The organism is Candidatus Nealsonbacteria bacterium, from assembly GCA_011050465.1.
Classification (GTDB): Bacteria; Patescibacteriota; Minisyncoccia; order Minisyncoccales; family RBG-13-36-15; genus RBG-13-36-15.
The window spans coordinates 51,619-65,026 of sequence record DRFQ01000009.1; the positions used below are offsets into that span (position 1 = coordinate 51,619).

General features: G+C 41.1%; 10 protein-coding genes. All 10 read left to right on the forward strand.

All coding sequences use genetic code 11. The annotated features are described in order from the left end of the window. The first annotated feature begins 74 nt into the window (after positions 1–74). The gene (locus ENH66_02145; GenBank protein ID HDZ54480.1) at positions 75–3,242 is read left to right on the forward strand and encodes a hypothetical protein; all 3,168 of its coding nucleotides are present in this window, start codon (positions 75–77) and stop codon (positions 3,240–3,242) included. 150 nt (positions 3,243–3,392) lie between these two features. Beyond that, the gene (locus tag ENH66_02150; GenBank protein ID HDZ54481.1) at positions 3,393–4,532 is read left to right on the forward strand and encodes a hypothetical protein; all 1,140 of its coding nucleotides are present in this window, start codon (positions 3,393–3,395) and stop codon (positions 4,530–4,532) included. Positions 4,533–4,576: 44 nt separating this feature from the next. Beyond that, a complete protein-coding gene (locus ENH66_02155) occupies positions 4,577–5,674 on the forward strand; it encodes a hypothetical protein (GenBank protein ID HDZ54482.1) in 1,098 nt (365 codons plus the stop codon). After that, a complete protein-coding gene (locus ENH66_02160) occupies positions 5,675–6,712 on the forward strand; it encodes a hypothetical protein (protein HDZ54483.1) in 1,038 nt (345 codons plus the stop codon). A gap of 26 nt (positions 6,713–6,738) precedes the next feature. Further along, the gene (locus ENH66_02165) at positions 6,739–7,662 is read left to right on the forward strand and encodes a hypothetical protein (GenBank protein ID HDZ54484.1); all 924 of its coding nucleotides are present in this window, start codon (positions 6,739–6,741) and stop codon (positions 7,660–7,662) included. Continuing rightward, entirely contained in the window at positions 7,635–9,437 is a 1,803-nt protein-coding gene (locus tag ENH66_02170) for a hypothetical protein (protein HDZ54485.1), read from the forward strand. The genes ENH66_02165 and ENH66_02170 overlap by 28 nt, the downstream gene beginning before the upstream one ends. A 271-nt stretch (positions 9,438–9,708) precedes the next feature. Then, positions 9,709–10,482, forward strand: coding sequence for an aminopeptidase P family protein (locus ENH66_02175; protein HDZ54486.1), 774 nt, complete (start codon positions 9,709–9,711; stop codon positions 10,480–10,482). Between the two features lie 195 nt (positions 10,483–10,677). Beyond that, entirely contained in the window at positions 10,678–11,253 is a 576-nt protein-coding gene (gene ysxC / locus ENH66_02180; GenBank protein ID HDZ54487.1) for a ribosome biogenesis GTP-binding protein YsxC, read from the forward strand. 1,224 nt (positions 11,254–12,477) lie between these two features. Then, complete coding sequence (locus tag ENH66_02185) at positions 12,478–12,678, forward strand: cold shock domain-containing protein (GenBank protein HDZ54488.1); 201 nt, start codon at positions 12,478–12,480, stop codon at positions 12,676–12,678. 227 nt (positions 12,679–12,905) lie between these two features. Next, positions 12,906–13,169 (forward strand): hypothetical protein, encoded by a 264-nt coding sequence (locus ENH66_02190; GenBank protein ID HDZ54489.1) that lies wholly within the window; start codon positions 12,906–12,908, stop codon positions 13,167–13,169. Positions 13,170–13,408 lie beyond the last annotated feature (239 nt).

Genomic DNA, 13,408 nt, shown 5'->3' on the forward strand with positions numbered 1-13,408 from the left:
GACCGAGAGGCCCTTTGTCTGAGGCGTACAGCCTCGGGGTTTTGTTTCTGTTTTTAGTTTGGTAAAATGAAATAATGGCTAAAATTGTTAAAAATAAATTAGGGAATTTTTTGGCGATTTGCCTTATCCTTTTGATGGTGGCGGGTTGGATTTTTTCTGGCTGGCCACAAGTGTGGCACGATCCTCCTTTTCCTCCAAAAGTTGAAGACGTACATGCTACAACAAGAACAATTGAGCAGCAGATAAATATTATTGACCAGGAGTATGAGTCGGAGGTGCTGGGTTCTTATAAGCCAACCGATAATAGTCTTGGCCTGATCCGTTGGGATAGTGCCAAATATCCTGGCGCTGTGGTTTATTTTGAAGCAGTAGCAATGGTGTTTGCCGAGACCGATACTGTCAAGGTAGCTCTTTTTAGCTCTGACGGAACACAAGTTGCAAATAGTGAAGTAACCCATTCTAGCGCTGGTAATTATACAAGAGTAAGATCTAGCGCCCTTACTTTGGGTACGCTCCCCAATTTGCAGAGCAATACCGATTATTCTGTAAGGGTAAAAGCCGTGAATGATTGGGTTTCGCTCAAAGCCGCCCGCCTCATAATTGTCCAGTCCGACGGCACAAAAATTACAGATACCGTTACTCAAATTGAAGCTGGGGATAATCAGTCTACGACGGCAACCTCAGGAAGTCCGAGCACCCTTGCAAACCCAAATTATTATATGTTTGACAAGGATATGTTTTCAGGAACATACGGGACAGACATTAACGCTTATTTTGAGGCGTCTCTTAAAGCTTCAGCAATACTCTCCGCTGCCGCTTATTATTTCAACGCCTACGACAGCGGTACCGCCTGGACCAACGCCCCAGCGCAGATGGTTGACGGTTCAACGAGCAACTTCGCGGTAACCGGCGGCTCCGATGAAAATCAACGCAACACCGCAAGCACGTGCGACGCCACATGCGGTGCAAAAAGCGAGACAATCACAAAAGTGGAATTAAGAGTTTATGCTTGCCAAGATAACGCTGATAACGGATGGATTACCTTAACCCCGTATTTTTCCGGTTCATCGCAGGGAGACGGGCACACTTGGTCGGCGGTTCCCGACGGGAATAGCTGTGAAACCGGGGTTGCCGCCTGGAGCCCTTATTTTGACATTACAAGCGATACAAATGCTCCGGGCACTTGGGGATGGAGCGATGTAGAAAACCTTGATGTTAATGTGTTCGGTGACAGACAGGGAGGAGCCGATGTTATCCACGCGGCGCAAGTCGATATTCAAGTAACGTATGAACCGGGTACAACATCTACCGCATACGCAGAGCTTTATAACCGCACCAATAGCGCAGTAGTTGGTAATAGTACTATTTCTGTGAATAGCACTAGTTGGACGCGAGTTCGTGGCGCAAGTGCTTTGAACTCGTCAGACAACTGGGATATAACCAATGATGATGAATATGAAGTGCGCATTTATTCTTCAAGCGGTTCTGACGCCGCCTATATTGCTAATGCTAAAATTGTTATTGAACAGAGTATTTCAGGGGGTATAGATAAACTGGAGACGGTGCATCAGTATAATAATACGTTGGTAAGTCTCGGAGGTGATGTGGTAACTGTTTATGCTCAATTAACTATTTCAGGAGGTGCTGCCATCTCTGGTAGTAAGCAAAGTACTGGTAGTGGCAGTTATACGCGGTTGAGAAGCAGTGGTTTAACATTATCTACTAATGATTTTGATGTTGAGTTAAGCGTGAACGATTCAGCATATACGGAACAAGGATTTATGAACAAATATGATTCTACTAATTGGGTGGGTGGAACTTTTGTATATTTATTTGAAACAATACTTAAAAATGTTGTTACAGTTAGAGAGGACTCCTCAACTTCCTGGCTTATCATTCAGATATCTGGGCTTGCTTCTATTATCGCAACTACTACCATTGGTGATGGTACTGACCCCAGTGATTCAACGGTTGCACCGGAAAGCGGGATTACTGATCTTGATGCAGTCACTTTCGTTACCAACACCGGCACTGATTCCATTACTGCCGTAACCGTTACTCTTGGGGCAGGTGATTCAGATAATTTGAGCGAGGTGCGGATTACAAACGATAATGGATTAACGACATATTTTTCCGCAATTTCCAGTCCCTCAAGTGACACACTCAATTTTAGCGGTGGCACACCAATACCGGTTACAGCTTCATCAACGCAGTTTAAGGTCAGAATCACTCCAGAAACTCACGCCAACATGCCAGCTCCCCAGGGAGCAGAATATGCTATAACCGGAACCATTACCGCTTTTACCAGTACCAACACCCAGGCAGGAACAGATACCGGCAGTGCCATGATAACCATTGACAACTTATCGCCCAATAACGCCACATCCACAAGTGGTAGTGTTACTTCAGATACTGAAATAACAATCAACTGGACGACTTCCAACAGTACCGATTACAATCGCTCAATCGTACTGCGGTGGCAAGCCTCCCTTCCTGGGGCCGATGTGCCAGCAGAAGGTACTAATTATAGTCTTGATGATACCATTGGCGGAGCAAAGGTGGCTTGTGTAGAGAATACCGGTACTTCTTCTACGGCCTACAGCGGGGTTGATGGTTCTGGTGCAGATGAGTGTAGCACTACCGCTTTGTCTGTCGGTACGCAATATTCATATAAACATTTTGAGAAGGATGATAACGGAAACTGGAATACAGGATTTACGAACGCCAGCTCTCCTTTAACGACAACCGGCGGCGCAACTTTAACCTTTAGTATTTCCGACAACGATATATTCTTTGGTGATTTGAGCGCTTCGGCGTCTAAATGGGCAGATAATACCGCAGACGGAAGCACTACAGCAGTGGTTGCCCATACGCTCGCCGCCTCAACAAACGTCACCAACGGATACACCATAACCGTAAACGGAACCACGCTTACTTCGGGTGGTGATACCATTATTGCCATGGCTTCTGAAGCTATTCTTACCACCGGGCAAGAAGAGTTTGGTCTGCGCATTACGGCTTCTGGCGGAAACGGTACGGTTGATGCTGATTATGACAATAGTCCAGCTGACAGCTATGCCCTCATTACTGGTAACTTTCCGGATGTGATTGCAACAGACGCAGACGGCGATGACGTGAGCACCACATATTCGCTCTACTATGCAGCAAACATTACCGCAAACACCGAGGCCCACACCGACTACACTTCCAGCCTAACCTACGTTGCAACCGGAAACTTTTAGTTTATAGGTTTTCCACAACCAGCTTATTGATGTTGTTGCTTGATACTGGTATTCTGTTATAATAAATAAAAACCATAAAAAGGTTACGTTTCGTATCAGCCAATATAACTATTCCTTTCCCTTGGTCGATAAGGAATACAAAAACTGCCAATGAACCAACTATATTTTATAAGAAGAAACATAGATATAAAAAAAGTCCTTACCAGCTTGGGGCTTATTGTCGCAGTGCTGGTGTTGTTGATAGCGCCGCCCGTGCAGATTGCAAGGGCAGCTACCTTGCTGAACATGAGAGACACTCTCACTACCGTGAAGGCAAGTACCGTAACTGACCATGAGATTATATTCCGCACGCCAACGGGAGCTGATGAGTCCACAGACACCATCATCATTGACATTGGAGCTACCGATACCTCGTGGAATACCAGCAGCTTAGCGATTGGTGACGTGGATTTGGCGCACTCAGCCGGTGCCCAGAGCGACTGCGACGCTCCAACATTCAGCAACGAGGAGACACTTGCAGCTTCCGCTACCGCCACCGATTGGCAACTGGACTTTGACACCACAAACGATATCCTTACCTTCACTGCCCCAACAGACGGCGTGGGAGCCGCTGCTATTGCAACTAACGCCTGTGTGCAGATACAGATTGGTACCAATGCTAGTGGAGGATCAAACCAGATTACCAACAGCACTGCGGGCAGCAAGAATATAGACATTTTGGGTACCTTTAACGACACCGGTACCATAGTGGTAACGCTCATAGCTGACGATATAGTAGTGACAACTGCCACGGTCGTTGCTTCTCTAACGTTTACCGTTGATGATAATGATATCTTTTTTGGCACCTTGGGCGCTGGGGCAGCAAAATGGGCAGATAATACCGCAGACGGAAGCACTTCGTCAGTCGTTGGCCACACCATGACCGTAGGTACCAACAGTACATCCGGCTACAGTGTTACTTACAACGGTACCGCGCTCACGTCTGGTTCAGATAAAATTTCCGATAGCGGCAACACCACCATTACCGGAGATGCGGACGGAACTCCCGGCTCAGAGGAGTTTGCCATTGGGGTTACCGTGAGCGACAACGCGACTATTGCTTCTGGATATGAGCAGGCCTCCAACAACTTCAAGTTTGTTGAAAGCACCACTGCCACACTTGTCTCTGAAACTATTCAAACCGCCGCAGAAACAATCTCTGTCTACTACATAACCAACATTGCCGCAAACACCGAGGCCCACATCGACTACACTTCCAACATAACCTACATTGCAACCGGGAACTTCTAGGAGCTCTCTTGCTCGATGCCGTGCTGGCGTGATAGCATAACATCATGAAATTTTGGGTACTCATTGGCTTTTTTTTGGCTATTGGGGTAATGCTTTTACCTCAAGGAGCACAGGCTCTCACCGTTTCCCCGGTGCGGGTGGAACTTGCTGCCGACCCCGGAGCAAACGTGAAAGGCGTGATTTTGCTTATTAATGAACAGGAAGGAACCAGAACTTTTTATTCTTCTCTTGAAAATTTTGAAGCTCTGGGAGAAACAGGCACACCAACATTTATTGAAAGCGCAGAAGGACTGGCAACGTGGATTGAAACTGCTTCTCAAGTAACCATAGAGCAAGGAGAGAAAAAAGAAGTTCCCTACACCATTATAGTACCCCAGGACGCTGACCCCGGAGGCCACTTTGCAGCCATTTTCTGGAGCACTTCTCCTCCCCGAGCAGAAGAGGAAGGAGGGGTTTCTATTGGGGTTAAACTCGGTGTTCTCATATTGCTCCGCGTAAGCGGAGAAATAGAAGAGGAAGGAGGACTTCTAGAATTTAACGCTCAAGATAAACAAAGCTTTTTCAGTTCGTTACCCATAACGCTTACCTACCGTTTTCAAAACGGTGGGGGTGACCGCGTGAAGCCAGAGGGAGAGATAACGATAAAGAATATATTTGGCAGAATCTCAGCTGTTCTCCCAGCAAACGAATCTGAGGGAAATGTATTGCCCCAGTCTATTCGGAAGTTTCAGGTGACCTGGGATATAACCCAGAAGGAGGGCGAGCTCAATACGAGGCAGGCACAAAAGGATGATGAGAAAGTTGGATTTTTTGGAGCAGTCAAAAGACAATGGAGCGATTTTCATTTTGGTAGATATACTACTCAGCTAAACTTAAATTATGGGGCGGAAAATGAAAAAGCTGAAGCTGGCTTCAGCTTTTTTGTTATTCCCTGGCAGCTTCTGAGTATTATACTTTTTGTGGTGATGGTTGTTGGTCTTCTTAGTAAAATAGCAATAAAGAGATATAACCAATGGATTATCGCAAGGGCCGTACAGATGCAAGTACCTAAAGAAATCAACACAACCAAAGCGAGGAAGAAAATAAAAACAAACCTTCGTAAAAACAAAAGAAGCCAAGTAAAACGAAGTATTAAAAGATGAATGAAGCCTTTTATCAATTACTTTTTATCGCTAATAATTATTCTCATTTTCTTAGGTGTAACATCTTTTTTCCATATTCACGCTGCTGAAGAAACTGTTACTATTTCAGCCACCGTAGAAGATTGCGGTAATGACGTTAAAGGAGGAGATGAACAATGCGATGGCTCTGATTTAAATGGGGAAACTTGTGTGAGCCGTGGTTTTACTGGTGGCACTTTAAGTTGTAACGATAATTGTACTTTTAATACTTTTGGTTGTAGCTCAGGCGGAGGAGGTGGCGGAGGAGCCTATATTCCGCCTCCGCCGCAAACTGCAGTAAATTTTAGTGGTAGGGCCTATCCACTAAGCAAAGTTACCGTTTTAAAGGACGGCCAAGTAGCAATAACCACCATAGCAGGTCCTGATGCAAATTTTTATATTTCATTATCCGGTTTGTCTTCCGGTAATTATATATTTTCGGTTTATGGTGAGGATAATAAACAAAGACGCTCTAGTTTATTTACATTTCCAGTATTTGTTACCAGAGGTGCCATTACAACTATCAGTGGTATTTTTCTTGCACCCACAATTGATGTTGATAAAAGCGAAGTGAAGCGAGGCGACAATATCGCTATTTTCGGGCAGAGCGCGCCTCAAGGCGAAATTACTATTTCTATTAATTCAGAAGAGGAAATTTTTGTAAAAACTAATACTGATGCAGACGGTATTTATTTATATAATTTCGACACTAGTCCATTAGCGATAAGACAACATCTTACCAAATCAAAAGTTGCTGCAGATGGGATTATTAGTTCTTTTAGTAAAACGGTAACTTTTAATGTTGGAACCAAGACAGTTTTCAAAGAAAAACCAGAATTTTTAAAAGGCGATTTGAATAATGACGGTAGAGTAAACCTTGTTGATTTTTCTATTGCGGCCTATTGGTATAAACGGTCGATCAGCGCTGAATTTGCCCGAAAGGAAGCCGAGAGGTTAAATAACGACGGCAAAATTGATTTAGTGGATTTTAGTATTATGGCATTTTATTGGACAGGATAAGAACTTCATTTGATTAATATTTCAATATGCAAAAACCAATAAAATTAAAAACCCCAAATTATTTCCTAATAATATTGCTAGTTTCGGTACTACTTTTTGTTGCCGGGCAGGTTTTTGCAGCTAGGGTCTTTATAGATTCTAAGAGTCAAGAAATGAAGATAGATGCTCAATTTGAAGCGAGTATTTTTCTCGATACAGAGGAAGCATATATTAATGCGATAGAAGGAAAGATTATATTTCCAGCAGATTTATTAGAATTAAAAGAAATAAGAGACGGCAATTCTATTGTTAATTTTTGGATTGAAAGGGCAAGAGTTGAATCTGCGGGACAAGTTATTTTTTCAGGAATTACTCCCGGCGGTTATATAGGAGAGAGGGGTTTAATTTTTTCTATTATCTTTGAATCGAAAAAAGAAGGTAGGGGCATAATTGAGATTCATAGCGCCAAAACATTACTTAATGACGGAAAGGGCACAGAGGCGACGGTAACAACTTCTGATTTGCAATTTCTTATATCTGGGCAAATGTCACCTTCTGAAATTTCAATTCCTGAGATTGTAGATAGCGATTCGCCAGAACCATTTGAGCTAACTATTGCTCAAGACTCAGAAATATTTGATGGAAAGTATTTTTTAGTATTTACTGCTCAAGATAAAGGAGCAGGGATAGATCATTACGAAATCTTAGAAGCTAGTCAGCGCGGTTCTCTGCAAGGCTTAATAAAAAAAGAAGAATGGCAAGGTGGAGAGAGTCCGTACGTTTTGCGGGATCAAAAACTCAAAAGCTATATCTATGTGAAGGCGATTGACAGAGCGGGGAACGAAAGGATTGCCACATTGCATCCTCAAAATTCGCTAAAATGGTATGAAAATTATTTCGTTTATATTATAATCATAGTAGGCTTCGTCGTTATCTATATGCTATGGCGGATTCTAAGAAAAAGAAAATAAATATAGAACAAGGGCATCATTATAAACCCAATAAAAGCACTGAAAAATTTGGCTTAGGCTTCATTTTTTTATTGGGTATGGTTTTAACGATTATTAATTTGACACTGCCTAATTTTGTATTAGCGGCAGATCTGTATTTTTATCCTTCCGTTGATTCTTATAATGTTGGCCAGATTTTTTCTGTTATTGTGTATGTTTCGAGTACTGACCAAACAATGAATGCGGCTTCTGGTGTCGTCTCTTTTCCTAAAGACAAATTAAATGTTATTTCTATTTCTAAAAGCGAATCTATCTTTAGCTTATGGGTACAGGAACCAATTTTTTCCAACAGTATCGGCACAATTAATTTTGAGGGTATAGTGTTGAACCCCGGCTTTATAGGATTAACCGGGAAAATCCTTGCCATAAATTTTAAAGCAAAAAATACTGGAAATGCATCTTTAGCTTTTTCTTCCGGTTCAGTATTAGCTAATGATGGTAGGGGAACAAGCATATTAGAAGCTATGGATTCTGCAAGCTATACTCTAAACTCAGAAGAAGTTACCTCTCAAGATGAGGAAGAAAAAGAGTATATTCCGCCTAAAATTGGAGTACCGATTGCTCCAACGGTTTCTTCATCTACCCATCCCGATTCTGAAAAATGGTATTCAAATAATGACCCTGAATTCTACTGGAAACTGCCGTCTGATGTCACTGGGGTAAGCTTCTTGCTTTATAAGAGTTCCATTGCTAACCCAGGACCAATTTCCGATGGCATAATGGAATCTAAAAAATTTGAAGATATTGATGATGGCGTGTGGTATTTCCATATCCAACTTAAAAATAAATATGGTTGGGGAGAAATTACGCACAGGAAAGTTTTAATTGATACTGTTCCTCCAGAGTTGTTCGAGATTGAAACCCAAAAAGATGACCCACTAGATCCTCGACCAAAATTTCTTTTTACATCTACAGATAATACTTCGGGAATTAGTTATTATGAGGTAAAAATTGGCAAGGAATATTCAGAAACAGTATCAGCAGCTGATATAAAAGAAAAACCCTATCAAGTACCGCCACAGTCCCCAGGAAAACATTTGATTGAAGTTAAGGCATTCGATAGGGCAGGAAATTTTAGTTCAGATTCGATTGAAATCGAAATTTTACCAATTGAAGAACCAAGTATTTTGAATTATCCCGAAAGAATTAGAATTGGGGAGATTTTAGAGATTGAAGGAAGGTCGTTACCTGAAACTTCGGTAATAATTTTTATTCAAAGAGAAGAGAAGGTGCCAATTTTAGAAGAAGTTAAGACTGATTCTCAAGGAGATTGGAAATTTGTTTATGAGAAAGCTTTAGTCCAAGGTAGATATAGTTTCTGGGCTCAGGCTAAAGACGGGAGAGAAGCATTAAGCTACCCTACTCAAAAATATTTTTTTGAAATTGGCTTACCTCCTTTTTTAAAACTTGGGAAAATAACAATAGAATATTTAACTACCGTGGTTACTCTATTTATTTTAATCGTTGCAACCGTCGTTATTATCTTTTATGCTTGGTATCGAATTTTACTCTGGAGGAAAAAACTTAAAACGGAAACTACGGAAGCGGAGAAGGCCCTCCGTAAAGCCTTTAGTTTTTTGAGGAAAAGAATTAACGAACAGATTAGAATGTTCGATTCTCGGCCTGGTCTAAGCGGAAAAGAAAGAAGAATTCGAGATAGCTTAGAGGATAGCCTAAAGATTGCCAAAGAAATTGTTGCCAAAGAAATTAAAGATATAGAAAAGGAATTAGAGTAAATTAGGATCTGAAGCCAACATCATATAGTTTGCCAAAATTAAACCTGCTATAATCAAAGCAGGTTTAAAGTCTACCTGAAATGTTAATTATATGCCAAAACCGGCACCTCAAAATACTCTTTGGTATTCATAAAATAGGTTCGAACAGCGTTCACGCCCCGCAGCACTTCGACAAGCTCAGTGCAGGCCACCTTGAGCGCAGTATCGAGGCCGACCGTGAGGGCTTCCCGTTAGGGCGACCGAGATGGATATAAGTAAAAAAAATCGCTAGATGAACGATTTTTTGTTAGGATTAAGATATATGGCAGACGAAGAAATTGAGAAACATAAAATAGCAGCCAAAAAATTAGAATTGGTTAAAAATGAAGCGCTTCGGTTTATTAAAAGGAACCTTGGCCAGGTTTCTGAATATGATGTTCACGAATTTATTCTTTCAGAGTTTAGAAAGAAAAATTTAATAACCGATAGAAATAATCCCATTCAGATCGTGGCCGTTGATCAAGATACAGCAATTGTTCATTATTTTCCGCCAAAAAGAAAATCAAAAATTATCAAAAAGAATAATTTAATTTTAATCGATATTTGGGCAAAATTAAAAGAGAAAAACGCTCCCTTCGCTGATATCACTTGGATAGCTTATTCTGGAACAGATATACCAAAAGCTATTGAGAAGATTTTCAATAAAGTGATTACTGCCCAAGATGTCGCTTTAAATTTTATTAAGGAAACTTTAAAGAACAAAAAACTTCCCAAAACAAAGAATGTTGATGAAGCGGCAAGGAATTATTTTAAGAAATTTGCTTTAGAAAAATATTTTCTTCACGGCTTAGGCCATAGTTTGGGAATTACCGAGTGTCATGGAAAATATTTCCGTTTTGGGGAGAAAAGTAAGGCTAAATTAAAATCAGGTATTCCGTTTACTATTGAGCCTGGGCTTTATTTTAAAAATAAGTTCGGAATTAGAAGCGAAATCGATTGTTATATAACTAAAGATTTTAAGCTAATTATAACTACCGAAGTCCAAAAAAAGATAGTCAAAATTTAACCCAAAATGAGATACCAAAATATACCCTTAAGGACTGTTTCATTTGTCTCATCCCGGCCCTCTATGCTGTATGTTTATCTATTTGCTTAGAGGGCGGGACACCCCGGCCGAGCCGCGTTATTTACGAACTTTAAAATCGCCAACCTGTCCGCCTGTGGAGGAAAAGGCGGTTTTTTGATAGAATTAAATAGAATTATGAAAATATCAAAGGCAGAATTTGTTAAAGGTGTTATAGGGAACGATTACAGCCTGGAAGGCAATTTACCGCACGTCGCTTTTTTTGGCCGTTCCAATACGGGGAAATCAAGCGTGATTAACTCTTTAGTCGGCAAAAAAGATCTTGTAAGAACAAGCAAGATGCCGGGGAAAACACGAGAAGCGAATTTTTTCCGCATCAATGATTCTTTCTATTTTGTGGATTTTCCCGGATATGGATATGCAATGCGTTCGAAACTGGAGCGCAACAAAATAATCAAAAGGATTTTTTGGTATGTGGAGTTTTCCAATACGAGGCCCAAAGCAGTTTTCTTAATTATTGACGCTCAGGTTGGTTTGACTGATTTCGATCGGGATATGATAAAAATTCTCGAGGCAAATAAACATCAAATTGTCATCATTGCAAACAAAATTGATAAATTAACTAAAGACGCCGCGGGAGAACAGCTTTCCTCGATTCAAAAAGAAGTGCGAGATATACCGGTTTTGGGATATTCGGCCAAAACAAACGAAGGGAAAAACGAATTAACTAAAAAAATTGCGAGTTTTGTATAAAATAAGCTGACCGAGCCGCGATTTACGAATTTTAAAATCGTCAATCTGGCGATTTTTTGATATCCAAAAACTTGACAAATTCAGAGAGATATGCTATGGTGTAGATGTAAGAGAGAGCGGGTATTTTAATATTAAATTTGTCATAGACGGCTCTCTCCAGGGCCGTTTCTTGTTTAGAGAATAGAACTTTGGAAAATAAATAAGGATTGTAACAATTGAGACGCTAGTCCTTCCGAAATTTCTCTTATCAAAAGAGAAGGGAAGTTTCGGACGGAAAGTAGCAAAAGAATGAAGGAGAGATTAGGTGAAATTCTTTGAGATATGGATGAGGACGGCGGATCGATTCGCCTCGGACACGAGACAAGCTATCCGAGATAATGTCAAGATGAGGGGGACGGCAATAGTAGGATCTATGCTAGTCTTCCTCGTAGGTGCCGGTGGAATTATGATGGCACGAGGCTTCGACAGCTCTATGGTTGCATCAGTGTTCTCGATCATCAGCATTCTTGGACTCATGTCCATCGTCATCCTCGTCCTTTTGCCAGGCAAGCAAGGGAGGTAGCGGTGCTAGCCCGAAATCCTGGGCATTATGCTTCGCTCCGGCGAAGCAGGGTAATTGTTAAGGAGGACCACACCAACATCATCAGGTCCTCCTCCACTCAGAATTCATTAAACCTTAGTGGGTTGTGAGTGGAGAAAAGAACGAGTTTCCGCAGAAATGCGGACTCCGAGTAATCTTGGAGAGAGAGGAAAAAAGTGAGAATCAGAGAGTCACGCACCTTCAAGGTTTTGGAGGGACTAAACCGAGAAATCGGGAACCTCCATGCCCTCGTCATACTAACCGTCTTCTTGTTCTTTTACGGGCTTGGATGGTGGTTGTTTGGCGAGAATGGCATGCTTCTGGGGCTTGTAGTCCTTCCATATGCGGCATATGTTATGCACAGTGCCGTACGGAGAGTGCGTCAGCGCTAAGGGCTTCGGCTCAAAAACAAGAGCTCGCTTCGGCGGGCTCTTCATGTTTCTATCTATCTTTTAGATGGGTTTTTGTTTTCAATCTGTCAACAGACTTGTTATCCGCCTTTATTTTTTTAGGTTGACTAATTGTTTTTTAAATGTTAATCTTATATATAAGATAGTTGCCTAATGAAAATTTAGTCGAGTTTATTCGGGAAACTAAACTTTAGGATAAAACCTTAAAACATTAATTAAATTAATTTATATCTAATTATGGAAGGAACAATTAAAACTCTTACAGAAAGAGGATTTGGATTTATTACTGTTGATGGCGAAGAGAAAGATCTCTTTTTTCACGGTAATGAACTTAAGGATGTAAAATACGAAGAGTTGAAAGTAGGTGACAAGGTATCTTTTGAGAAGGCTACTTCTGACAAAGGACCCAACGCAGTAAACGTAACTCGTATTTAAGAATCGATACTTCGGCAGACTCAGTATCAACCCTGAGTAATAACCGAAGGGTTGATTCAATAAAATCAGATAGATGAAAATCAAGCCCATTCTCGGGCTTGATTTTTTTAGCAGAGAACTTGCTTTTTCAAAAGAATAAATGTATGATTAAAGTAGAGACTCTAAGGGTTTTGGACTACAAATAGTTTCCCAATCATCATAAAGGAAAATACTCAATAATACTATTTATGATACCAAGATTCAAAAAAGCTCGAAAAATTATAAGCCCAAACTTCAAAAAAGAGCAGTTTTTGGAGGAACATAATAGGCTGTCTCCTGCGAATCTTAAGGCCACGCTTCCTTTACTTTCTCGTTTTAGAATAGATAAAACATCACTCTTTAAAGATGATTACTGGCCCATAGATAAACTTCGGAGACCGTTTATTTTATGGCTTACTTCTTTGCAATTAAGAGAAAAAGAAGATATCAATAAGAAAAAAAATATAAGCTGATTAAATAAACAAAAAACCCGCAATATTCTTGCGGGTTTTTTGTTTTAGTAGCGTCCGTTCCAATAAAAACTCGTTAGGCCCTCCCAGCCGAAGCACCGAGCACATAACATTTATGTGCTCGGTTTAGGAGGGCAGGAAGGCGGCCCCGCACAAAAGCTAAGCCCGGCGCCAGATCCGAGCCCAGCACCAGAGCGAAGCTCGGTGCTGGACCAGTCCCGAACTGAACTTCGTTCTAGTTC